Raw genomic sequence first — 23,391 nt, forward strand, 5'->3', positions numbered from 1 at the left:
AGAATAACACCATCCGTTTCATAATAGGGTATGTACTGAAGCTTAATCATACCAGAAAGCGCCTCCAATTTATAATAGATAAGTCGCAGCAATCATTTGGCGTCCGGACGGAATTTGACACGGAGGGTTGCAGCAATGAAGTAATACACGGGGATGCACTCGACAACGAGCCATAGATAAATAACCAGATCGGAGCTGAAATCATGAAGGTAGCTTGTGATATTGCGCGAATATAAATAGGCGATTGTCATGGAGCACGCCGTCAGGAAAGGACTCATGAATTTTTTTCCTTTTTGCTTCGTCAGGTGCAGGGCGCATTTGCAGGCAATATAGATCAGAAAAGCCCCGTGAATGAACATAGACGCGGACCAGATGCCAATTAGGATAGGGTCCAAATTTCCGAGAATATTGTGGTGGGAGGAGCTGCGGATCATCTCCAGGAACGGGTAGTGAAGCTCCTTGCCCAGATGCGGGCCGAAATTCAGCATGGTCAGCATCCAGCCCAATAATACGACAAACAAAAGGCACACCGCGGAAGCCGCCAGCCTTTTCAGCATTTTGGTTCCGATTTTGAGTTCCGGCGCCACAAAAAGAAACACTACCCACTCCGCAAACCACGATGCCACAGAAATCGAATCCTTGAATGCGGTGCCGGGATCATGATAATGCAGGAACGCAGGAAGCATCGCAAATTCAGCATAGGGCAAAAACAGATAGGCAGAGAACAGCAAAGCTGCAAAAAAAATCAGAAAGATGCCTTCTGCCATATAGATAATTGTAGAAACCCCCAGCGTTGCAGTGTACATGATTACAAGTCCTATTACGATTTGAATAAATATAGGCGGAGTTCCCCGCATATAATTGGAACCAAAAAACAGGACAAAGTTCTCAATATCATAAGAAGCATAGTAGATGCACCAGCACAGCAGCAGCAGCACCATCAGCCGGTGTACCCATTTCCCCATAATTTCTTTGCCAAAATCAATCCAGCCCTGTTCCGGTTTCAGCCGGCCCACCTGCATGGTGAAGAACAGAATGAACAGGCTTAAAATGCCGCCGCCAATCAGCGCAATCCAGCCTTGGTAGCCGGAGCTTTCCACAAGAACAGGAATGAGAAAAATTGTAGTCTGCGAACTGAAATAGACCAGGCTGAACCTGAATAACTGCCACTTCGATGTATGCATAACTCCTCCTTTTCCCTCCTTTATTTTGACGAGCCAAAGTCCTGGATTTTGAAAGCTGCCGTAACCTTGATTTGTGCCTCATGCGCATAATAATCTTCCCAGCGCTCCCTGAGCTTTTTCCATTCCCCGGGATAATTCCACTCCACCCGCATACCGAGCTGCAGGACATCCACCCCTGCTTTCTGTGAATCACGGAGTGACCCGGAAACATCCTTGACCACGGCTTCTTGAAGCTTTTCCTTGATAACGCGACTGAGATCAATCGAATTCCGCCCCCGTGAGTCTTTGAAGTTAGTAATGCTTGCATTTCCCTTCAGCTTGACATAGAATACCGGCCCCTCCTCCGTTAATTCAGCACTTATTGATGATTTGTTGCTTAAAAACATTGCGGTGGCTTCGCCCGCCCCTTCTTCGTCCCATTTAACGATATACTCGGGCAGAGCCAAATGTCCCGCCAGATTGCCGCCAGCCCAAGCGAGTGCCCTGCTCTCTTTGATTGGCAAGGTGCTTCGCAGCTTTGCATTCTGGAACAGTGCAACTCCCTGAATCCCCGCCCAATAGGCAGGTTTTCCGTCCTCGGCAACCTCGCTCTTCTGTCCAAATGACAAGTAATTCATCGCATAGCCCATATTCGAAGACTCCGCCAGCAAGCAGTCCCTGACCGTAGTCGCATACATAAGATTCTCTTCCGAAAAATTCATCAGCATCTGATCCGGCAATTGCTCATATATAGCCGATAACCGGGTAATCTCCTTCGCTTTGCCCGGCGCCATCATAACATAAGTTCCAAGCGGAATTTCCGGCTGCCTTTTGAACCAGTCCAGAGCCTCATCTATCCCCTGACGGGCATACTCCTTCCCCAGCACAACCACCTTGATGTGGGAAATCTCCAGCCTCCGGGACAGGTCCTTTTGAATTAAAATAACGGCCTCCGTAATACTCGCGGCTGTCTTCGACATCACGGAATGGGATATTCCCCCTCCACTGCCCGCCTGTATGCTGGAGTGCAGGCGGTTGGGCAGCGGCGAGCTGATCGAAACCTCAACCGTTCCCGGTTCTGCCCCGGCATCGATATAAAGTCCAAAAATGAAGGTCAGTTTATCCAGTTCTATTTTAGACCCGCAGCCGGTCAGATTCAGCAGAAGAAGAAGGCTCAGAATCAGCTTGAAAAGCTTCATTTTTGTTTTTGCCTCTTTTCATTTTTACTGTTTGTAAACGAAGTGCTTCGTTTGGTCATGAAAGACGACGGCACACGGAGAATGGTGTCCTTCCAGTCCTGGAAGACCAGCGGGGCAACCGGCTGCAGATAAGGAGTGCCGAAGGATTTGAGATTCGCCAAATGGGCGTAAATGACAAAAGCGGCAACAAATACTCCCAGGAGCCCCATGGTTCCGCCAAAAACGAGCAGCACAAACCGGAGCAGCCGAAACGTCAAGCCCAGCTCAAGATGGGGAATAATATAGGAAGCAATGCCTGTGATTGAAACAACAATGACCATGGGAGCCGAGACAATTCCCGCCTGGACTGCAGCCTGCCCGATAACAATCCCCCCGATGATCGAAACCGTCTGTCCTACAGGCTTGGGAATACGGGTTCCCGCTTCTCTTAGCGCCTCGAAGGTCAGCTCCATAATCAAGGCCTCCATTAAGGCAGAGAACGGGATGTTCTCTCTGGCCGCAGCAATCGTAAGCAGCAGATCGGAAGGTATAATTTGACTGTGAAAAGTTGTAATCGCTACATATAAAGACGGCAGCAGCATGGAGACAACGGAGAAAAAGAAACGCACCAGCCGAATCCAGCTTCCTGCGTAAAAGCTCTGATAGTAGTCTTCTGAGGACTGCAGCAGGGAAAAAAAGGTAACCGGTGTCAGCAATGCAGAAGGCGTCCCGTCCTGCAGCACCCCCACCCGCCCTTCCATCAAGGAGGCCGCCACTGAATCGGGGCGCTCCGTATACTGAAATATCGGAAAAGGGGAGTACTGTCCCTTCTTTATTTGCTCCGCTATAATGCTGATGCCAAGCACACCATCAATCGTTATATTTTCAAGCTTTTCTGTGAACTCTGTCAGGATTTCCGGCTTGCACAGCCCTTCAATATAGACGAGATACACATCTGTTTTCGTATATTTTCCGATTGAGAAATGCTTCGTCTTGAGATCCGCATGCTTGATTTTATGCCGCAGCAGAGATAAATTCGTCTGCACATCCTCAATAAATGCCTCCTGCGGCCCTATAACAACCAACTCGTTCTGTGATTCCGAAACCGTTCTTTTCTGATAATGGGTGATTTCAAAATAATACACATAAGGCAGGCCATCAACCGACAGCACGGCATTTCCGCTGACAACCAGCTCCACTGCCCTATCTGCCTGATAGGCTTTGATATAGGGAACGGCAAAAGCCGAGCCATGATCCAGACGCTCCAGAAACCCCGGCCAATCCGGCTCGGAATTCGCCTCCGATTTAAGCGGCGTAGAGACAAACTCCTGCAGGCTGAGCGTATCAACAATAGAAGGCATATAGATCAGCATGCAGGCATGGCCGTACACATTAATAGACTGGTATACCGCATCGCTGCATTCTGCAAGCAGCTCCTTCATAAGCTCCAGGATGCTTTTATCCGCCACCCGCTTCACCTCCGTCCGGATTTTTCTGGGACATCCGAGTTAGTTTGCCAATTATTCAAGATGTTATGCAGTCAGATGCCCTGCACGCGCAGCAAAAAAACGGCTATGCCGTCCTTGGCTGGACAGCGCAGCTGTTTCGGATTTCAGATGTAAGGCTGGCTGCTGAAGCCAGGCAGAAAACCAAGCGGAAAAAGGTCGCTTCATACTCCCCTCCGCCGCTTTTTCGCAAGCGTTAATGGAAAAAAGGAACCCTAAACGATCCGTTTCTCTCCCTTTCAGGGGAATACGCCTACATTAAGAGGAACTTGAACCATTCATCCAAAGGGCAGCCATTTTAGTGGGAAAAAGGATAACTAAGGTAGCGCATTCGGATACTGGATCATCCTTAGTGGGAAAAAGTACAACTAATCCGGCTGAAATCAGCCGTATGGGGGGAGATGGCCTCCATTAAGTGTACAAAATCCCACTAAAGCCCGTTCAATCCAGAATTCCAGCCCATTAGTGTTACTTTTTCCACTTCGCTTCCGTTCCCTATGAACCTCCTTGCATTCCATCAGCGTGTTCAGGTTCGCCGGTTGTGGATGAAGTCCGCTGCGGGTTCAGAGGGTTCTTCCGGTCACTGTTAAAGCCCGGTTTCCTGATTGGGAATAAGATTACAGGTTGAATTTAGATTGGAGCCAGCTTTTTCCCGCGATTCCTTTAAGACTTTTCCGTCCGTTTAAGTGTACTAATTCTTACGGATTCCACGTTTGGGATTTCAGGCGGAAGCTGCCTGCCAGCATGATCTAGGTTAGCCCCCTAAGAAATTTATAATATCCTAAAATAACAAATAAGGAACCGGGCAGCCCGGTTCCTCTACGGTAACATTATTATTTCTTGCTCAGCTAAAGCCAACCACCGGATGCGGGAGATACGGCTCCTCCAGCCGCTGAATCTCTTCCGGGCTCAGCCTGATGGCAACCGCCGCAGCCGCATCCTCCAGATGAACCATCCTGGTGGCTCCGACAACCGGTGCCGTCACCGGTTTCTTCTGCAGCACCCAGGCCAGTGCCACCCTTGCACGCGGAATCCCGCGCTCTTCGGCGATTTCCTTGACTCTGAACGCAACAGTACGGTCTGCCTCCTCAGTCTTGGCGTATAGCTGCTTGCCAAATTCATCGGTTGCCGACCGGGTGCTGGTCTCTTCCCAGTCCCTGGTCAGGCGGCCCCGGGCCAGCGGACTCCAAGGGATCACGCCAATTCCTTCCGCTTCACAGAGCGGCAGCATCTCCCGCTCCTCTTCGCGGTACAGCAAGTTCACATAGTTCTGCATGGACACGAACCGGGTCCAGCCATTGCGTTCGGCAACATGCAGCGCCTTCAGAAATTGCCAGGAATACATGGAGGAAGCGCCGATATAGCGGGCCTTGCCGGCTTTGACCACATCATGCAGCGCCTCCATGGTTTCTTCAACCGGCGTTGCCGGGTCCCAGCGGTGGATTTGGTACAAATCCACGTAATCCGTCCCCAGCCGCTTCAGGCTATGGTCAATTTCACTCATAATCGCCTTGCGTGACAGTCCGCCTCCGTTAGGACCCGGACGCATCGTTCCATGAACCTTGGTCGCAAGCACGACTTCATCGCGTGCGGCGAAATCCTTCAGCGCCCTGCCGACGATTTCCTCACTCGTTCCATCAGAATATACGTTGGCGGTATCAAAGAAGTTAATGCCAAGATCCAGTGCTTTCTGGATAAACGGACGGCTTTCTTCCTCATTCAGCGTCCAGGAGTGATTTCCCCGTTCCGGAATCCCGTAACTCATACAGCCCAGACAGATCCTTGAGACATCCAGTCCGGTAAGCCCAAGCTTTACATATTCCATACTGGCAGCAGCCTCCCTATAGCCTAAGATTTGTTTACCAATCCACCCCTGAAATAACGATGTCGCAGCGGAGGGCGCTGTTAAGGAGCCTCGAATTTGGCACAGCCAACCCCAAGGCCCGCCCCGAAAATTTCATCGTCTTCAGTGCCGCGAATTAGCGGCAGGAATGTCTACTATAGTATAACGCCGTCAGCAGCAATTGAAAAACAGGGCCTTATCCGGTGCCAGTTTTATATTTTATTGAATGGTGGCGCCAATATTGGTGCCGCTTGGCGTACCGGAACCAATCAGATCGCTGCCGGCGGCCAGCTTCAGGAAATTGCCGAGGCTGAAAGAGCCATCCGCGTTCCGCACAACCGCAGGAGTCAGACTCACGAAATCAGCGCTGCTGGCGACGAGCCCCTTGGCATTGGTGCTGGCGTTGTTCTTCCACCACACATTGGTGCTGGCAACATCCGTTCCGCTGGTCTTGTCGCTTGATGATCCGGCGAAGCTCAGATTATTTGTAAATACATGTGTGCCCGTATCAAAAGCAAAGTTGCTTCCGCCATTGCTCCATGAGGTGTTGTTGGTAAGCTGAATGGAACCCGGATTGCTGTTGTAGGTGAAGCCATGCTTTTTGTTCTGGAAGGCGATGCTGTTCTGCACAATATGATTTACGGAAATTTGTTCTCCGCCCAGCTTGAAGCCGTTGCCGTCGCTGTCAGTGGTCGTATTGCCGTCCGAGGTTTGGCCGTTTTTGTAGGCAATGCTGTTCTTAATGGTTACGATGCCAATTGGGCCGGTATCCGTCTTCGTATACAGATCCCATCCGTCATCCGTATTCCAGGCCGAGATGCATTTATCGAATACATTGCCGGGGCCAATCGTCAGCTTGGCGGCAAAGCCATCCGCATCCTCCCCGTTGTCCGGGTCAAAATTGTCATGGGAATACACGCCGATGATTTGGTTGTAGCTCGGCCAGTCGCTAATGCTCGTAGCGCTGGAGGCATAGCGGCTGATTTGCAGGCCGGAATCCCGGTTATGGTGCGTCTCCACATTTTCGATAATGTTGTAGTTGCCGCCGATGAAGATCCCGTTGTCTCCGGCTCCCTTCACTTCGAGACCCTTGACATACCAGTAATGGCCAAAAATTTGCAGCCCCCGCTCAGTGGAAGCAAAGGCTTCTGCGGAGAAATCAAGAACCGGCTTTTCACTGCCATAGGCAACAATGTTCTTGCGCGAGCTGGAAGTACCGCTGTTGTTGCGCTCAATGGTTACCGGCGATGAGAAGGAGTAGGTACCGCCCCGCAGGTAGATGGTCCCCCCGGCAGCAACCTTGGTCAGCGCTGATCCCAGGGTGGTAGGGCTTCCGATGGTTCCGTCATTGGCCGCAGCACCGTTCGGGGCTACATAAATGGCACCTGAAACCGGAGTTGCTGTCGGTGTGGCGGACGGTGTGGAGGTAGGGGCAGCCGTCGCGGTCGGTGCTGCGGTCGGACTGCTTGTAGGCGCTGTTGTCGCCGTCGCGGCAGGCGTGGAGGTTGGAGTAGCAGTGGCACCGCTTACAACAACATTATCGAACTTGGCAGCCGTTTTGTATGCGACCAATCCGATACCGCCGGACGTTAAAATGTTATCGTGTGCATTTAATTGCAGCACATCATTCACATACATGCTGATCGAATCTCCGCTCAGCTCAAGCTTGACGGTATATACAGTTCCTGTGGTGATGGCATAGCCGGTTTTGGTCGCGAGGGTAGTGCTTTCACCGCCGGCTTTCTTGCGGATTTCCAGTGTGCCTCCATTCGAATTGGAGATCGATGCTGCATAATAATTATTGCCGTCCTTATAGCGCCCGCACACATATGTACGGTTGTTCCCGTTGAAGTTATCGACCTTGACATCAGCCTGGACGCTATAATCGCTCCAGGAGCTGCTGCCTGCCGAGGTGCGTCCTTCGGAGCTGCTGGATTGGTAATATACATAAGAGCTGCCATCCTGCACCACAGACCATGTGCCTGTTGTGCTGGTCCAATTGCCGGCGCTGCCGGACTCAAAATCATCACTGAAGAGGCTTGCCGCCTGCACTGACGGTATACCCCATTGCAAGCCGCCAAAAGCGAGCACAGCAGAAAGCGCAATACATGCGGTGAAAGCAAATTTCTTTTTTATTTTCACGTTAACATTAACCTCCAGAGTGGTTTGTATTTTTTGAAACAGTTGCTGCTGCATTCTCCTGTCCTTCTGTTGCCTTTTATGGACTCAGCATTCTACTTTCATCGCATTCCTCCCTCACCTGTAATATGCAGATTGCCGCCAGAATCTTTTTTTTGCAGCAATCACCTAACTTCCACTATAAGGAAATTTCTGTCATTGTACAGATGTTTTTTTGAGAGATTATTACAGAAATGTGAATTGACTAATCTTTCATGGAACTTTCAGTATTCCATTTCCGGGTTTGCAGGCTGGACAGGGTGAGAAGAAACAGCTTCGCCGTCCTCTGAAAGAGGCGGCACCCGTTTCTCCAAAAATAGAAGAATAATTAATAGTGTGAAACATATAAATTCTATATTTCAAAAAAGGCCCGCAAAAACAAATAGTTTTTGCGGGCCTCATTGTTCTCCAGCCTATGCCTCCACGCTTAGTTTTGGATAAAAGGCTTCAACTGCTGCAGGAGGCTCTGAAGCTGTTCCGAGCACTGGCCGTACAGCTTCTTCGCCTTCTTGTTGTCGGTAGAAAGGCTGAACATCTCCAGATCCGCTTCGCACTTTTTCAGCAATGCGTAGAGCTGGGGCTTCTCCTGCGGCTGAGGCACTTCAACACTGTCGGCATACAAATCTACAGTTAGCTCACCGTAGGAGTCCACCTGGCCCAGGAACACATTGTCTGCCGTCAGATTAAGCTTTTCCAGCTTCCCCTGCAGCCAGCTTCGTGTTAATCCCAAGGCATCCAGCGGTTCATCCATAATCTCGCCGTCCATAATGACCGCTTGGGTAACCTGCTCCGGTGCCACCTTAACGCCCAAATGTTTGGGTGTCAGCGGCTGGTTCTCACGGGTAAGCATAACATTAATCGCCCCATCCGACTCCATGATGGCGAATTCCACATCAGCCACCTTGAATATATCCTTTTTCCGCAGCTCCTCCAGCAGTTCGTCTGTCGACAGCCGTTCTTTTTTCATATTGTCCTCAAGAATTTTTCCGTCCTTGATCAGCACAGTCGATTTGAAATCAATGAAATCCCTGGCTTTTTTACTCTTCAATTGCAGGAATTCGATTCCTAAAGAGAAGGCAACCCAGACCACGAGCGCAATCAATCCCAAATGCCATGTCTTGTCAGTGTCCAAGGAGATATACGCGGCAAGACTGCCCACGGTGATTCCTGTGATATATTCAAAAAACGAGAGCTGCGAAACCTGCCTTTTGCCGAGCAGCTTTGTCAAAAAGAAGAGCACGACCACAGCAAAAACAGTGCGCCAAATTACCTCAAGCCATTCCGGCATGGTTGTTAACCCCCCACCTTTATTCATGTCCGTCGAACTTTATTGTCTGTCAAAAGCTGTGGAATTAACCATGAAATTTCCCGGTTGAATTAACGGGTATACGATGCCGGACCTCAACCGATACTAGAACGCGAGGACTCACCGCCAATCGAAGGAGGAAATATGAAATGACCGTAGCCTCACAAGTAAAAACCTGTGTCTCTTCTTTGAAGAGCGCCCAGGCCAGCCTGGAGCAGTTTGCGATGGAGACGCAGAACAAGGAAGCCAAGACTCTGTTCACCAATGCAGCCAAGCAAACCCAGCAGATTGTAGATCAGGTGGAATCCCGCGTGACTGAGCTGGAGAATGAGGAACCGCAATATAAAGGCTTTTAAAATCACCAAAGAGCAACCGGCAAGAAGGCTGCCCGCAGTTCACATTGAACTGCCCGGGCAGCCTTTTCTATAATTATATGGACTGCCGGAAGGCTCGCTGCTGACAGAGGATTGGCATTACAGGCTCTCTTCAGTGCTGCGCATAAATTCGGCAAGATCTATTTTCCTTCCCGTCCGGGCACTCTCGAGCGCGCCGAATACCATCGCCATACTGTAACGGTTGTCGCGGCAATCCGTTTCCGCCGGGCGGCGTTCGGCCAGAGCCAGAAACATCTCCTCCAGACAGCCATGATGGAACGTCTCCTTCATATCCTCCGCTATCCCTTCAACCCGCTCATAGTCACGGATGAATGTACCGGCCGGATCACCGGCGGCTGCCTTCTCAGCATATGGCATTCCTTCACCATCCCAGACCGCAGCCCCCTTCTCCCCCTGAATCCGCCATGAGGCTTCCCACGAGGTTTGCGCCCCTTCGGCGCACCAGGAGCCTTGATAGCAGAAGACGGAGCCGTCCGACATTTCAAATATGCAGACTGCGGAGGCGTTCCCCGCATACCAGGAGCCGGTTGGATTAAATTCCTGGCAGTACACCGTAACAGGATCGGCACCGCTGATGAACCGGGCTTGATCAAAAGTATGGATCGCCATATCCAGCAGCAGCGGACTCTCCATCACCTCACGGAATCCGCCAAAATGCGGCGCCAGGAAAAAGCTCGCCCCGATATAGCCGACCCGTCCAATCTCCCCGGCGGCAATCAATCGGCGAAGAGAGCGTATGCGCGGATCATACCGGCGGTTCTGCATCACTGCATGACTCCGGCCGGTGCGTTCCGCCAAAGCGACAACCGCATTGCATTGGTGCATGCTCTCGGCCAGCGGCTTCTCGGTGAACACATCGCATTGCCGTTCAAGCGCTGTACTCGCAACCGTGTAATGGCTGGCCGGTATCGTCACATCAAATACAAGATTCGCTCCCGTTTCCTCGATCGCCTGTCCGATGTCCGTGAATACCGGACAGGACAGGCCGTGCTTATCCGCCATCTCAGCCGCGGCTTCCGGACGGATATCCACAAGCGCGACAATAACTGCATCCGGACGCTTCGCAGTATAGCTGATCCACTCATTGGCCATACTGCCGCAGCCGGCAACGGCTACCCGATATTCTGCTGTCACATGGGCTTCCCCCTTTCTGTATTCAGACCGGATTCGGCACGAAGCTGCCGCCGCGGCAGTGCTTCAAATAATGAAGCGCATGTACCTGACCTGTCATTTCCAGCTCCTCCCGGTAAACCGGATCATGCCAGCCTTCAATATCGATGGTGCCTCTATAGCCGGCCTGGCGCAGAATGGTAATCACATCCGTCCAGTTAGTATCACCGAAGCCAGGTGTCCGGTGCCAGACATAGGGCTTCGGACCATGAATGCCATATTCCTTGACGATATCCCAGGCGATTGTTGCATCCTTGCCATGCACGTGAAATATTTTATCCGTCCATTTACGCAGCTGGGGAATAGGGTCAATCAGTGCCGCCATCTGATGGCAGGGCTCCCATTCAAGCCCGATATTGTCCGCCGGAACGGCATTGAACATCATCTCCCAGGCTGTGGGGTTGTGCGCGATATTCCAGTCTCCCGACTGCCAGTTTCCATCCATGGAACAATTCTCGAACGCAATTCTGACTCCTTTGCCGGCCGCTCTCTTCGATAGCTCCCCGAACACTTCCGCGAACTTCGGAACCGACTCGTCAATCGGCAGGCCTGTCAGTCTTCCGGTGAAGCCGGACACCATATCCGTTCCGAATAAATGGGCATGGTCGATCAGCCGTTCCCAGCTTGCCAGCGCATCTTCATTGTCGCCTGTGCCGGTCAGCGGGTTGCCAAAGATGCCCACAGAGGAAATGATAAAATTATGTTCAGCAGCCAGCTCGCGCACCCGTGCAGCGGTATCTGCCAGGTTCGTGCCTGCGGTAGTCTGCCAGAAGGTCAGGCTGAAGGATTCGAAGCCATGCTTAACGATTTGCGGGATAATACGCACAGCGTCGCCGCCACCGACCAGCGTTCCGATTCTTATTGATTCCTGCATCTTGTGCACCACTCCAATATTGGTTTATAGTAAGTTCAGCAATCCAAGTATAAAGCTTTAGTTCCAGCGAAATCTCTTCTTATCTTGTGCGATTATAGCTGAATATTGTGGGAGTTGAAGTGGCCGTGACCTATCCGAAGGAGCTGAAGGAATATCCGCAGCTTGAAGAGAAAACCTACCCGTTCCGCTTGTTTTTTAATCAATGCCGGGACGCCAAGGCGGAGCAGAACATTCTTTTTTTACACTGGCATGAACATTTCGAGATCATAATGATGCAGGAAGGCAGAGCGATCTTTCATGTGGACAGCAAGCCCTATGAAGCCGGACCGGGTGAGGTGATCATCGTGCCTTCCGGCGGGCTCCATGTCGGCTACAGCCTGTGCAGGGGGGACATCGCCTACGTCTCGATTGTGTTCCACGCTTCCCTGTTCAAGGACCGGAATCAGGATTCCCAGCACGAACAATTTGTAGCGCCTTATTTGAATAACCGCTATCATTTTCCGGTTAAGCCTGTAGAGCAGAATCCGGTGTGCAGCACCTACTATCCTTTGCTTGCAAATATCATTCAGGAGGTGCGGGAGAAGGGCCCCGCCTTTCAACTGGTCGTCAAAAATCAGCTGCACCTGTTCTTTACCCTGCTCTCGCGGACCTTTCCGCCGCATCAGATGTCCGACAGGCACCACAGCGAACGCCACTCGGTCAACCGTGAACGCTTCAAGCCGCTGCTCGAATATCTGGAACTGCATTTTGACGATAAAATCACAATTGAGAGCGCTGCCAGATTTGTTAATTTGAATCCGTTCCATTTCTGCAAAACCTTCAAAAAGCTCACTGGTCGTACCTTTATCGATTATGTGAATCTCTGCCGGGTCAACGAGGCCGAGCGGCTGCTGCTGGAGACAGACTTCACGATAACGGAAATCGCCGGCAAAGTCGGCTGTGACAACCCCAACTATTTCACGAAGCTGTATAAGCAGTACAAAGGTCTTACGCCCTCTGGCGCGAGAAAATAACAGAGACTTGCAAGGGGAAAAGAAAGGGGGAGAGCGAGTCAACTCCATGTCCCAACCGGGCATGGATTTTTTCAAAATATAAGACTCCCTTGCCCGCTGCGCGGCATCACTGAGGAAGGAAATATCGCTGCGGCCGCGTGATTACAGGGCAGAATTTATATGCTGGGCACACTAAATGATCCTTCGATTTCTTGCTGACCCCCCGTCCCTTATAAGGACGGCGCAGCCGTTTCTGCTTGAAAGATAAGAATTTATATGTTTTGGGGTCCCCGCAAAGTACCTGAGTCATCATCGAAGCCAAGGCCCCACTTTGTGGGGTTATTTTGACCTGGCAGCTGTCTCAGCTGCTTGTGGAACCCACTACGTTAACTCATTTGGACCCAAGTGGAAAAAGTACACCTATTCAGAGCCTTCTCGCTCCTAAACCATCTTTAGTGGAAAAAAGTAAACCTAATGCAGCCTCATCGAACCAAATGTCGCACAGTTCCTTGAAATAAGTGTACAAAATCCCACTAGACGCCGCTGCGGCTGGGATCTCAGCAGATTAGTTATACTATTTCCACCTGGCTCGGCTCCCGGACCATTTTCCGTGCCAGAAAGGCTAAAGTGTTATCCGAGACTGTCCGTTCTGCTTGATGTAAAACGATAATGTTTGAGGTCATATATACGCACAATTATTAAAAAAACAGCACCGTCCACGAATCGTGGGCGGTGCCTGCTATTTGACATACGGCAATTTCGCTGCCTGCCCCTTATGCTACATATCCAGCTCCAGCCTGCGGACGGTGGCCTGTGCCGGAAATGACTCGTTTATAGTACCGGTGTGCCACACCTTTACTTGCTGGCCGGGCAGCAGATCGGCAGCGGCAATTCGTTCCCCTGCTCCGTTCAGCAGCTCCGATGCCGCATTGAACGAAAACCAGTAGGTCGGAGCTGCCTCGCCAGGCTCCAGAATCAGTATCCGCCGGGACGTGCCCGGTTCGCTGAGTGAGACAATCTCTCCAACAACATGCGGCTCGCCCAGCTCAACCAGCTCATACGCCAGCATGTCCGGCCGGATATGCTTTTCCAGTTCCTCTTTCACCTCTTCTGCTTGATCATCGGGCAGGCTAACGCCTATTTTGTTATTCTTGACATCCAGCCTGGCCCCATACAAGTTCAGCTTGGTGTACAGCTTTTGCTCTTCAAGCAGCTTGTACGCCGCCTCCAGCTCCGCTGTTGTGTACGCCACATCATGCAGAACATAGCTGTCCGCACTGAACTTCTGCGCAAATTCCGTCTCTGCCTCGCCGTTCAGACCCACAATGTTGACATGGACCCTGGACTGCTCCAGATAAATATCCCCATTTGCTATTTTCTTCTCTGCCAACAGGGACCGTACCGCCTGCGGTGTGGCGTCCGCTAAATTCCGGGACAGCCCCTGTTCTCCGCTGTCCCCGCTTCCACTGCAGCCGCCGAGCAGCACTGCGACGATCCCAAGGCATACCTGCATCCATTTTAATTTGAATCTCTGCAAATGCATTCGCCTCCCCTGCCTATCAGACGTCAGCTGGAAGGATAAGGTTGCAGCAATATTGCCCTTGCCGTTAAATCCAACCGGCCTTAATCCAGTGTATATGGCGCAAGCCCCAGAGGAAGCGGGGCAGGGCGTCCGCAGCTGCTCTCCATTTCATAGAAGCGCTGCGAATCGGACGAGTCATGAAAAGCCCACATCGCCTCCAGCACATGATAAGCCAATTCTCCGCTGGCCCGGTGCGGACGGCCGCTGCGGAGGGCATAGGCCATATCCGCCGGACCGATGCCCCGGGTATTCTGGTCGTAGCCCGGCAGGAGCGGCTGCTCGTGCCATTCGCTCTCCCCGGTAGTGCGGAACCTGACGGTACCGCCGAAATTGTTCGGATCGGGCACCTGAAGGGTCCCCTTCGTCCCGTAGATCTCAATCGGCGGCAAATCGCTGCCCCCGAAAACGTCGAAGCTGGTGATCAGCGTTGCGATCGCGCCGCTGCTGAATTGCAGCGTTCCGGCGACATGCGTCGGGATATCGACAGGAATTTTTTGACCGGCCTTCTTCTCGCTCGTAATCGTCCTTGCCTCCAGCGCTTTGCCGGTCATTCCGGCTACGGAGCGGATTGGCCCCAGAAGCTGGACAAGCGCCGTCAAATAATACGGTCCCATATCGAACATGGGACCTCCCCCTGCTGCATAATAGAATTCAGGATCGGGATGCCAATGCTCATGCCCCCTGCCCAGCATGAACGATGTGGCGGCAACCGGCCGGCCGATCACGCCATCCTCAATCAGCTTGAGCGCCGTCTGGATTCCCGCGCCCAGAAAGGTTTCCGGGGCGCTGCCGACCAGCAGCCCCTTGGCTGTGGCCGCCTCCAGCACCTTCCGCCCTTCCTCTCTTGTTACCGCAAGCGGCTTCTCGACATAGACATGCTTGCCGGCCTCCAGCGCCCGCAGGCTGATTGCGGCATGTGCCGCAGGTACCGTTAAATTGATTACAATTTCAATCTCCGGGTCTTCCAGCAGCTGATCCACTGTATAGACAAGAGGAATTCCGTATTTGGCTGCCTGCTCCGCCGCCCGCGCCGGGTCCATATCCGCGCAGGCGGCAAGGTCCAGAATCGTGAACTTTTGACAATTCTCCATATAGATGCCGCTGATTTTGCCGCAGCCGATTATGCCAACCTTTACTTTATCCATGTCGTGATCGCTCCCGCCTTATAATTGACTGTCCGCCATGCCGCTGTATCCCGCTCCCGCTACAGGCACCGGCTTCGCCGCAGCCTCCTGTCTGCCTTCCGCCGCCCAGAGCAGCCCGCGCCGCATCAGCTCCTTCACCGGCGCCAGCTCCACGATGTCGGCGTGGTGGCCCAGCGAATTGTAATAAACCCGTCCGCGTCCCCAGCGTTTGGTCCAGACCACCGGCATGTCCACTGCTTTGTTGGCGGCATGCGGCCCGTCTGCAACCGGGAACCGTGTTGTGGCGAGAATCTCTACGGCCGGGTCAATGTGCAGATAATACTGCTCGGTGGTGACGGCAAAATCCTCAATGCCTGCGGTCAGCGGACTGGAGCTTTGACTGATCTCTACCGTGTAACGGACCCCGTCATTGCCGGGATGGGCAACCCATTGTCCGCCCGTCATGAACTGCCAATCCACATTGGTGCGGAAAGAATCGCACATTCCGCCATGGCAGCCCGCAAGTCCCGTTCCGTTCTGCACCGCTGCCGACACGTTGTTAACCAGCTCCTGCGTAATTTCTCCCATGGTCCAGACCGGAACAATCAGATCCAGGCCCAGCAGCTTCTCCCCGTCAGCGAAGGCCTCCAGCGTGTCGGCAACCTCAACCTCGAACTGCTCTCCGCGCAACATCCCTGCAAACAGTCCGGCTACCTGTTCCGGCTCATGTCCATCCCAGCCGCCCCATACGATCAATGCTTTTTTCATGCTGGTCACTCCTTCTCCCGAATAATTTGCATAAGAATTATTACATTTCCGACAGGTCCACCCAGCGGCGCTCCTGCACCGAGCGTTCCACCGCCTCCAGCACCGCCTGGCATTTCACACCGTCGCGGAAATTCGGCACGGGCTGGCGCCCCTCCGCTGCGGCGGACGACAGCTCCAGGATTTCATGAATGAAGGTATGCTCAAAGCCGATCGTATGGCCCGGCGGCCACCAGGCTTCGGCATAATCATGGGCGGGATCTGTGGCGAGCACACGCCGAAAGCCCTGCACATCCTCTTCGTCAGAGGCCAGATATACCTCCAGCTCATTCATCCGTTCGAAATCAAATTTCACACTGCCGAGACTGCCGTTAATTTCAAAAGAGTTGGTGGAACGGTGACCGGCGGCAAAACGCGTGGCCTCAAAGCTGCCGATGGCACCGTTTGCAAAACGCGCAAGAAACAGCGTGGCATCATCTACCGTTACCGGTCCCCTTGGAGCATCCGCACTTGCCTTGGCGCTTAGTCCTGTCATCTCCGCAGCCAGAGGCCGCTCCTTGATGAAGGTCTCGCTCATGCCGATGACTTCTTTCAGCTCCCCGACCAGATAACGCGCCAGATCAATCAGATGCGCCCCGAGGTCGCCATGCGAACCGGACCCGGCAATCTCCTTCTGCAGCCTCCACACCAGCGGAAACTCGGGATCAAGAATCCAGTCCTGCAGAAACCAGGCACGGAAATGGTAGATTTGTCCCAGCCGGCCGCTCTCCACCAGCCTTTTGGCCAGCCGCACCGCCGGGGAGAACCGGTAGTTGAAGCCAACCATATGCATAACTCCGGCTTCCTCTGCGGCCTGCAGCATCTCCCGGGAATCCGCAAGCGTCAGGGCAAGCGGCTTCTCGCAAAAGATATGCTTGCCAGCCTTCGCCGCTGCCAGGGCAATCTCCTTATGGGCATCGCTGGGAGCGTTGATATCAATCAGATCAATGTCGTCACGGCCCACCAGCTCCCTCCAATCGGTTGCGGTCTCCGACCAGCCCAGCCGGGCTGCGGCTTCCTGCAGGGCAGCGGCGCTGCGTCCGCACAGCACGGACATTTCCGGCTTCAGCGCCTGCGGAAAGAACATGGGCAGGCTGCGGTAGGCATTGCTGTGCGCTTTGCCCATGAATTTGTATCCTATCATTCCGATGCGAAGCTGTTTCATTGAATCCCTCCTACTTTTAATGAAGATGCACGAACAACAAGCTTGGCGGGAAGCTTCACACGGATCAGCCCGCGCTCGGCATTTTCGCTCCCGCTTTCCGGCAGCTCCAGCACCTTGGCCGCAGCAAGCTCTCCCAGCTGGTAAAAGGGAACCCGCACGCTGCTGAGCGCTGGAGTGGTAAGCTCCGCAGCATCCGAATCATCATAGCCGACGATGGCCGGCATCCGCTCCCCCGGGATGCCCAGCTCCCGCAGTCCCTGCTGCAGGCCAATGGCCATGCGGTCATTGGCTGCCGCCACAGCCTCAATGCGTTCCAGCTGTGCGGCAATGGCCTTCGCGGCAGCGATTCCGCTTCTGCGGCTGAAATTCCCTTCGAACATAAGCGAAGGGTCGAGCGGGATTCCCGCCTCCCGGAGAGCCCGGACATACCCCTCCAGCCGGTCGCGGCTGTTGGAATACGCCTGCGGGCCGTTCAGGAAGGCGATTCGGGTGAAGCCTTGCTCCAGCAGATGCCGCACCGCAAGCTGGCAGCCCTCGACATGATCGGCGTCCACCTCATGGAATGCTTCTCCAGGAAAATGCTGGTTAATCAGACAATAAGGATGCCCCTCCTGCCTCAGCTGCCGCAGAGCGGCAAGCTCTCCGTCCTCCTCTTTGGCGCCCAGCACAATGCAGGCATCCACCTTGCGCATCCGGAACAGTCCGCAGTAATCCAGCGGCTCATCGGCATCGCGGAAAATCATCAGCAGATCATAGCCCTCCTCCCTGGCCCTGCTCCCGATCCCGCTGAGAATTTCGGAGAAATAATAAGCGGAGAACAGCCGGGCTTTGGGCAGGTAGGGCATGACGACGCCCAAATTTCCGCTGCGCCTTCGGGCAAAGCTGCGGGCCAGCGAGCTTGGAGTGTAGCCCAGTTCCCTGGCCGCAGCCAATACCTTCTGCTTGGTCTTCTCTTTCAGCGGACCGACGTTATTCAGCACACGGGAGACAGTCGCTTCCGATACCCCGGCAAGCTCGGCAACCTCTTTGCGGCTTGCGATAGCAATCATCCTTTCTGGACGCTTGGCCTTGGCTAGACTCGCTTCAGAAGCATTCGCTTCGTTTTTCAGCTTATCTGCCTTGCCTTTAGAGCCTAAAATGTACACGCGTACATTTTCTCACGAAGCCCAGGTGATGTCAATCATCCGGGCCGTGATTTTTTATATTTTTACGGGCTGGCCGCCGTTCAATATATACAGAAGTTTCGCAGCAAAAATATGCATCAGCGGCGGGCTTCTTTCCGCTGCTTATTCAACTTCTTTGAACCAGGACTGGACATGCTTCAAAAACCGTTTGGTCGCCGGAGAAGCATATTTCAGCGATTGGACGGCGATGCCGAGCGAACGGAAGCTGCGTTCTTCAAGCTCTAGCGTAGCTACGTTATGATTCTGGCGCTGGATGACCAGCTCCGGCAGAATGCTGATGCCAAGTCCATTTTCCACCATGGCAATAATGGCATAATCGTCCCCGGCCGAGAATTTGATATTGGGCTTGATGGCCGCCTTGTCCAGTACCCGTCTGACATCATAATCCGAGCCCGCCTTCGGAATAATGAAGTCCTCATAGGCGATTTGTGCAAGCGGCATGTATGGGGCCCGGCTCAGGGGATGCTCCTTGGAGAGGATAGCCAGCATCCGGTCCCGTTTCAGCGGGAACACCTCGAATTTCTCCCGGGTGGGAAGAGACAGAAATCCGCAATCGATTACTCCAGCCTCGATCCACTGCTCGATTTCCAGATAGCCCCCTTCCATCAGCTTGAACTCAATATAGGGGTACTCCTTGCGGAACTGCTTAATCATGCCGGGCAGCCAATGCACAGAAACGCTGGTGAAGGTGCCGATCGTTACCGTGCCGGTCTCCAGTCCATGGATGTCTGCAATCTGCTGCTTCAACTGCTCGTTCCATTTCATAATCTCACGGATCGGCTGGACCACCTGCTCGCCATTGACTGTTAATTTGACCCCGGCACGGTTCCTGACCAGAAGAGTAAAACCAAATTCCGTCTCCAGGCTGCTGATGGCATGGCTGATGCCTGATTGGGTGAATCCCAGCACCTCTGCGGCCCGGGTCAGACTGCCAAGCTCTACTACCTTAAGAAACACCTCATATTTACTGATGCTCAAGCTGCTGCACTCCTCCTGAATTTATATGAATTTCACTCATGTATATCATAATAAACGTTCAGTTAACTTATGTATTTGTGCATATTATACTATAGTGGCTAACAACTTGAAATATTGAAGGATGATGATGGTATGAAGCCGCTCAAGGCTGAGCTGATGCTCTTCGTAGTAACGATGTTCTGGGGTTCCTCTTACATATTCATGAAGATGGGGCTTGGAACGCTCGGGGAATTCAATCTGATTGCGCTGCGCTTTGGACTGGCCTTTATTCTCGCAGCCATTTTGTTTCACAAGCGGCTGGGAAGTGCAGATGCCCGAACACTGAAATATGGAGCGTTGCTCGGCTTCCTGCTGCTCGGCGTCTTCACCTGCATTACCTTCGGTCTGAAGACCACAACCACCTCCAATGCCGGTTTTCTTGTCGCGTTAACCGTTATTTTTGTGCCCATGCTTGACGTGCTCGTATTCAGAAAAAAAGTCGCTCCCCCCCAAGTCTTCGGGGCTGTCCTGGCTATTGCCGGAATCGGGCTGCTCACCCTGAACTCTTCCCTGCGCATGCAGCCCGGCGACATCCTCTGCATTCTGTCCGCAGTCTTCTATGCCGTGCAGATTCTGGTCACAGGCAAAGCGGTAAAAACCTGCAACCCCCTGAGCCTTGGCATTCTGCAGCTCGGCTTCGCCGGCGGATTTGCGCTTTGCCTGTCGTTCTTGTTCGAGACGCCTTCCCTGCCTTCCTCCCTGCCCGGATGGATTGCCATCCTGGCGCTTGGCATCTTTTGCAGCGCCTGCGGCTTTATTCTCCAACCCGTGGCCCAGAAATACACCACTCCGACCCGCACCGGTCTGATCTTCTCGATGGAGCCGGTGTTCGCCGCCCTGTTCGGCTACTGGTTCGCAGGAGAGCAGCTGTCGATGCAGGGCTATGCGGGAGCGGCGCTTGTGCTGCTAGGCATCACCGCCTCCGAGCTGCTCAGCAAAGCGCATACCGCTCCGGGCACAGTGAGGCTGTTCAAGAAACGGCGGGCCCATCCATAAAGATTCATTTAGGATAAAATCATTAGCAGAAACGGCTTTTCCGTCTTTTTCCAAGGGCCGCGGACCGTTTCAGCAGGGAAAAAGCGGGATCGTTTATAACGCAAAGCATATAAATGCAAAAAAGCCGCCACAGCAACAGCTGCGCGGCTTTTTGTACGCCTATGCTCAGTGTCCCATCATCATCGCCGGATCAGCAGCCTGCGCATCCGGTGCATCCGGTGCAGCAGCCACCTTCGGCTTGCGGAGAATCAGGCTGATGACCACACCGGCCACAGCGATGCAGGCAGCGAAGAAGAATACATCATTGAAGCCCAGAACCATGGCTGAGAGCGGGTTAGCGCCTGAAGCCATTTTACCCATATGAACAGCAATTTGACTGGTCAGGTAACCGGTCATACCGGCTACGGCAAATGATACAACCACTTGCTGGGCAGCGGCAGTAAGCGGAGTTACCCGGTTCACCCATTCACGCGGTGCGGAGTTCAGCACATGGGTGTTGACCGGCATCATCGAAAGACCCATGCCAAGACCCATCATCGCCAGGCAGGACATAATAACCGGCAGGCTGGTATCCACTGTGACGCCAGATAACAGGAAGAGAGCGGTAGATATAATGCTCAGGCCGACAAAGACCAGCGGACGCGCCCCAATCTTGTCAAACAGGCGTCCGCCCAGCGGCATTCCGATCCCGGAAGCAAGGGCTTGCGGCAGAAGAATCAGGCCCGTTTCCAGCGGTGTATAATTGCGGATCTGCTGCAGATAGAGCGGCACGAACAGCATGGAGCCGAACAATGCGGCCTGCGTCACCCAGCTGAGAATAATCCCCCGGGTGAAGTCCGATGAACGGAACACCCGCAGCTCAAGCAGTGGATGCTTATGAAGCAGCTCCACAATGACAAACAGCACCAGCGCCACACCTCCGACAGACAATCCCAGAATCGCACCGGTGGAGGACCAGCTCTCGCCACCGCCTTGGTTCACACCGTAAGCAAGCATAGAGAAGGCTACCGGGGCCAGGATAATGCCAAGAATATCAAGGTGTGCCCTGCCCTTTGTTTCTGTCTTCGGCAAATATTTAAGACCAAGAATAATCCCGACGATACCGATTGGCACGTTGATTAGGAAAATCCAGTGCCAGCTCACGTACTCCACCAGCCAGCCGGACAATACCGGTCCAAGGGCCGGAGCGAGCAGCATCGGAATGCCCAGCAGACCCATGATCGAGCCTCTGCGCTCAGGCGGAGCCAGTCTGAAGACCATCGCCATCCCGATTGGGGCTACCATGCCGCCGCCAAGACCTTGAATGACGCGGAACAGCACCAGCTGCCCTGAGGTCTGTGCTAAGGAACACAGCATGGAGCCCAGAACGAACATGGCAACTGTGGACACGAAAACCTGCTTTGAGCCGAAACGGTCTGTCATATACCCCGCCAGAGGGATTACCGCAGCCAGGGCAAGCGTATATCCCGTAATCGCCCATTGCACGGTTTTGAGATCAGTATTGAAGTATTCCACCAGCTTGGGCACGGCCACATTGACTACGGTACCGTCGAGGATGACCATAATCATTCCTACGATAATTGCCAAGAGCGGCGGCAGTATGGCTTTCAGTGAGAAGGGCTGCTCTGCCGGAGCACCTTTCCCGGCTATTGTATTTGACATTTCTTATCTCCACTCTTTTCTCTATTTATATTGTTGTTTGTATTTAATGAAAATAACGCCCGAACAACTCGTCGATCTGTTCCCCAATAGGGGGAAGATTGGCAAACGGCAAGAAATTCCCATTGTCCTTAGGCAGACTGGAAATCGTAATCATGGGAAAAACCACTGCCCCGTATATCTGAAGCTGCATCGTAATCAGCTTGTTTTTGTCCTGCTCGCCGGTAATTTCCTGGATTGCCTGCAGAATCTTTTCAATCCGCATCATTTTGCAATAACGGGTGTATTCATCCAGAGAGCCCATAACATGATGTCTCTGATCAAGCATTTGTCTGGCCAACCCGGGATAACGCTGAAGCTCTTCAATGTAACGGATAAAAAATTGCTTGAGCCTCTCCCTTGGCGGCAAAGTGTCGTCTTCCAGCACTTTAAAGGCGTCATTAAAGGTAGAGAGCAGCGCCCGTACCGCATCCGCCAGCAGCTTCTCTTTGGAGCCGTAATGATAGTTGACAAGGGCCAGATTAATACCTGCTCTGGTGGCTATATTGCGCATAGTGGCACAGCTGAACCCCTCCCCGCGGATCAGATCCACGGTCACCTCAAGAATCGTCTGCTTCGTATCCTTGTCTGGGTGATCTGCAATATTGTTGGTTCTGGTCATAGCTTTGGCTGCTTCCTCCTTCCTTACATACAATCCTAATCATCGTTTTAAACGATGTTTAACAGAAACTAAATTTACTCCCAAACGGCAAGCCTGTCAATAGCCAATTTGGACTCCGGCAGCACAACAAACAGCCTGGGGAGCGAGCAAATCCGCTTCCTCCCCCGGATTTCAACGTTTAAATTCCCCGGCAACAAGCAGAAACGGCTACGCCTTCCTTGACCGGGCAGCGCAGCTGTTTGCATTTCAGGTGTAAGGCCGGCTGCGGTTCCCCCGCTCACCGTTCCCCTGGCCGGCCGAAGCACTTCCTCCCCGATCCCTCCAGACCTTCCTGCTGAGACCCTGCGGCCTAAGCCCAAGTGAAAAAAGGAAACTCAATCCATACATTCCCTTTTTCGCTTGCGTTAGCGGGAAAAAGGAGACCTAATTGATCCGTTTCTCTCCCCTGCAGAGGAACACGCCTGCATTAAGCTGAACTTGAACCATTCATCCAAAGGGCAGCCATTTTAGTGGTAAAAAGGATAACTAATCCACCGCATTCGGATTCCGGATCATCCCTAGTGGGAAAAAGTACAACTAATTCGGCTGAAATCAG

At 53.0% G+C, this 23,391-nt stretch carries 18 protein-coding genes and 1 pseudogene; 3 read left to right on the plus strand and 16 right to left on the minus strand.

Annotated features, from left to right (window positions below):
* Window positions 1–92 precede the first annotated feature (92 nt).
* The 6 genes and pseudogenes from HYD27_RS05290 to HYD27_RS05315 all read right to left on the minus strand — a co-directional run bounded on the left by HYD27_RS05290 (window position 93) and on the right by HYD27_RS05315 (window position 9,155).
* Window positions 93–1,184 (minus strand): GerAB/ArcD/ProY family transporter, encoded by a 1,092-nt coding sequence (locus tag HYD27_RS05290; protein ID WP_219212279.1) that lies wholly within the window; start codon window positions 1,182–1,184, stop codon window positions 93–95.
* Window positions 1,185–1,204: 20 nt separating this feature from the next.
* Complete coding sequence (locus tag HYD27_RS05295; protein ID WP_219212282.1) at window positions 1,205–2,362, minus strand: Ger(x)C family spore germination protein; 1,158 nt, start codon at window positions 2,360–2,362, stop codon at window positions 1,205–1,207.
* The gene (locus HYD27_RS05300; protein ID WP_375373893.1) at window positions 2,359–3,819 is read right to left on the minus strand and encodes a spore germination protein; all 1,461 of its coding nucleotides are present in this window, start codon (window positions 3,817–3,819) and stop codon (window positions 2,359–2,361) included. The genes HYD27_RS05295 and HYD27_RS05300 overlap by 4 nt, the downstream gene beginning before the upstream one ends.
* A gap of 871 nt (window positions 3,820–4,690) precedes the next feature.
* Entirely contained in the window at window positions 4,691–5,671 is a 981-nt protein-coding gene (locus tag HYD27_RS05305) for an aldo/keto reductase (RefSeq protein ID WP_219212283.1), read from the minus strand.
* 237 nt (window positions 5,672–5,908) lie between these two features.
* A pseudogene (locus HYD27_RS05310) lies at window positions 5,909–7,162 on the minus strand (right-handed parallel beta-helix repeat-containing protein); the annotation flags it as partial.
* A 1,132-nt stretch (window positions 7,163–8,294) separates the two neighbouring features.
* Window positions 8,295–9,155 carry a DUF421 domain-containing protein gene (locus HYD27_RS05315; protein WP_219212285.1) on the minus strand — a complete coding sequence of 287 codons (861 nt, stop codon included), beginning with the start codon at window positions 9,153–9,155 and terminating at the stop codon, window positions 8,295–8,297.
* Between the two features lie 167 nt (window positions 9,156–9,322).
* Here HYD27_RS05315 and HYD27_RS05320 point away from each other — a divergent pair, with 167 nt between their 5' ends.
* The gene (locus tag HYD27_RS05320; protein WP_219212287.1) at window positions 9,323–9,529 is read left to right on the plus strand and encodes a DUF1657 domain-containing protein; all 207 of its coding nucleotides are present in this window, start codon (window positions 9,323–9,325) and stop codon (window positions 9,527–9,529) included.
* 117 nt (window positions 9,530–9,646) lie between these two features.
* Here the strand turns inward: HYD27_RS05320 and HYD27_RS05325 are convergent, their stop codons facing one another.
* The gene (locus HYD27_RS05325) at window positions 9,647–10,702 is read right to left on the minus strand and encodes a Gfo/Idh/MocA family protein (RefSeq protein WP_219212289.1); all 1,056 of its coding nucleotides are present in this window, start codon (window positions 10,700–10,702) and stop codon (window positions 9,647–9,649) included.
* Window positions 10,703–10,724: 22 nt separating this feature from the next.
* A complete protein-coding gene (locus tag HYD27_RS05330; protein ID WP_219212291.1) occupies window positions 10,725–11,612 on the minus strand; it encodes a sugar phosphate isomerase/epimerase family protein in 888 nt (295 codons plus the stop codon).
* A 125-nt stretch (window positions 11,613–11,737) separates the two neighbouring features.
* On the opposite strand from HYD27_RS05330, the gene HYD27_RS05335 reads away from it, so the two are divergent.
* Window positions 11,738–12,625 (plus strand): helix-turn-helix transcriptional regulator, encoded by an 888-nt coding sequence (locus HYD27_RS05335; RefSeq protein ID WP_219212294.1) that lies wholly within the window; start codon window positions 11,738–11,740, stop codon window positions 12,623–12,625.
* A gap of 757 nt (window positions 12,626–13,382) precedes the next feature.
* Here the strand turns inward: HYD27_RS05335 and HYD27_RS05340 are convergent.
* From HYD27_RS05340 to HYD27_RS05365, 6 genes are all read right to left on the minus strand, one after another.
* Entirely contained in the window at window positions 13,383–14,141 is a 759-nt protein-coding gene (locus tag HYD27_RS05340) for a YobA family protein (RefSeq protein ID WP_219212297.1), read from the minus strand.
* Between the two features lie 86 nt (window positions 14,142–14,227).
* On the minus strand, window positions 14,228–15,331 hold the full coding sequence (locus HYD27_RS05345) for a Gfo/Idh/MocA family protein (RefSeq protein WP_219212298.1): 1,104 nt from the start codon (window positions 15,329–15,331) through the stop codon (window positions 14,228–14,230).
* An 18-nt stretch (window positions 15,332–15,349) separates the two neighbouring features.
* On the minus strand, window positions 15,350–16,078 hold the full coding sequence (locus HYD27_RS05350; protein WP_219212300.1) for a ThuA domain-containing protein: 729 nt from the start codon (window positions 16,076–16,078) through the stop codon (window positions 15,350–15,352).
* 40 nt (window positions 16,079–16,118) lie between these two features.
* Window positions 16,119–17,279: a Gfo/Idh/MocA family protein gene (locus HYD27_RS05355; RefSeq protein ID WP_219212302.1), complete on the minus strand. Its 1,161-nt coding sequence runs from the start codon at window positions 17,277–17,279 to the stop codon at window positions 16,119–16,121.
* On the minus strand, window positions 17,276–18,328 hold the full coding sequence (locus HYD27_RS05360) for a LacI family DNA-binding transcriptional regulator (RefSeq protein ID WP_219212303.1): 1,053 nt from the start codon (window positions 18,326–18,328) through the stop codon (window positions 17,276–17,278). The genes HYD27_RS05355 and HYD27_RS05360 overlap by 4 nt, the downstream gene beginning before the upstream one ends.
* Window positions 18,329–18,565: 237 nt before the next feature.
* The gene (locus tag HYD27_RS05365; RefSeq protein WP_219212305.1) at window positions 18,566–19,441 is read right to left on the minus strand and encodes a LysR family transcriptional regulator; all 876 of its coding nucleotides are present in this window, start codon (window positions 19,439–19,441) and stop codon (window positions 18,566–18,568) included.
* 132 nt (window positions 19,442–19,573) lie between these two features.
* Here HYD27_RS05365 and HYD27_RS05370 point away from each other — a divergent pair, with 132 nt between their 5' ends.
* Entirely contained in the window at window positions 19,574–20,476 is a 903-nt protein-coding gene (locus tag HYD27_RS05370) for a DMT family transporter (protein ID WP_219212307.1), read from the plus strand.
* Between the two features lie 165 nt (window positions 20,477–20,641).
* Here HYD27_RS05370 and HYD27_RS05375 read toward each other — a convergent pair whose 3' ends face one another.
* Both HYD27_RS05375 and HYD27_RS05380 read right to left on the minus strand, forming a co-directional pair.
* Entirely contained in the window at window positions 20,642–22,138 is a 1,497-nt protein-coding gene (locus tag HYD27_RS05375; RefSeq protein ID WP_219212309.1) for a DHA2 family efflux MFS transporter permease subunit, read from the minus strand.
* Between the two features lie 43 nt (window positions 22,139–22,181).
* Window positions 22,182–22,796: a TetR/AcrR family transcriptional regulator gene (locus tag HYD27_RS05380; RefSeq protein WP_219212311.1), complete on the minus strand. Its 615-nt coding sequence runs from the start codon at window positions 22,794–22,796 to the stop codon at window positions 22,182–22,184.
* Between the last annotated feature and the right edge of the window lie 595 nt (window positions 22,797–23,391).

The organism is Paenibacillus sp. S150 (genome assembly GCF_019352175.1).
Taxonomy (GTDB): domain Bacteria; phylum Bacillota; class Bacilli; order Paenibacillales; family Paenibacillaceae; genus Paenibacillus_AQ.

Coding starts and splice junctions, on each gene's coding strand:
- HYD27_RS05360 (WP_219212303.1), bottom strand. CDS start 18,328: ATGATTGCTATCGCAAGCCGCAAAGAGGTTGCCGAGCTTGCCGGGGTA.
- HYD27_RS05380 (WP_219212311.1), bottom strand. CDS start 22,796: ATGACCAGAACCAACAATATTGCAGATCACCCAGACAAGGATACGAAG.
- HYD27_RS05355 (WP_219212302.1), bottom strand. CDS start 17,279: ATGAAACAGCTTCGCATCGGAATGATAGGATACAAATTCATGGGCAAA.
- HYD27_RS05305 (WP_219212283.1), bottom strand. CDS start 5,671: ATGGAATATGTAAAGCTTGGGCTTACCGGACTGGATGTCTCAAGGATC.
- HYD27_RS05350 (WP_219212300.1), bottom strand. CDS start 16,078: ATGAAAAAAGCATTGATCGTATGGGGCGGCTGGGATGGACATGAGCCG.
- HYD27_RS05375 (WP_219212309.1), bottom strand. CDS start 22,138: ATGTCAAATACAATAGCCGGGAAAGGTGCTCCGGCAGAGCAGCCCTTC.
- HYD27_RS05345 (WP_219212298.1), bottom strand. CDS start 15,331: ATGGATAAAGTAAAGGTTGGCATAATCGGCTGCGGCAAAATCAGCGGC.
- HYD27_RS05295 (WP_219212282.1), bottom strand. CDS start 2,362: ATGAAGCTTTTCAAGCTGATTCTGAGCCTTCTTCTTCTGCTGAATCTG.
- HYD27_RS05370 (WP_219212307.1), top strand. CDS start 19,574: ATGAAGCCGCTCAAGGCTGAGCTGATGCTCTTCGTAGTAACGATGTTC.
- HYD27_RS05290 (WP_219212279.1), bottom strand. CDS start 1,184: ATGCATACATCGAAGTGGCAGTTATTCAGGTTCAGCCTGGTCTATTTC.
- HYD27_RS05330 (WP_219212291.1), bottom strand. CDS start 11,612: ATGCAGGAATCAATAAGAATCGGAACGCTGGTCGGTGGCGGCGACGCT.
- HYD27_RS05315 (WP_219212285.1), bottom strand. CDS start 9,155: ATGCCGGAATGGCTTGAGGTAATTTGGCGCACTGTTTTTGCTGTGGTC.
- HYD27_RS05320 (WP_219212287.1), top strand. CDS start 9,323: ATGACCGTAGCCTCACAAGTAAAAACCTGTGTCTCTTCTTTGAAGAGC.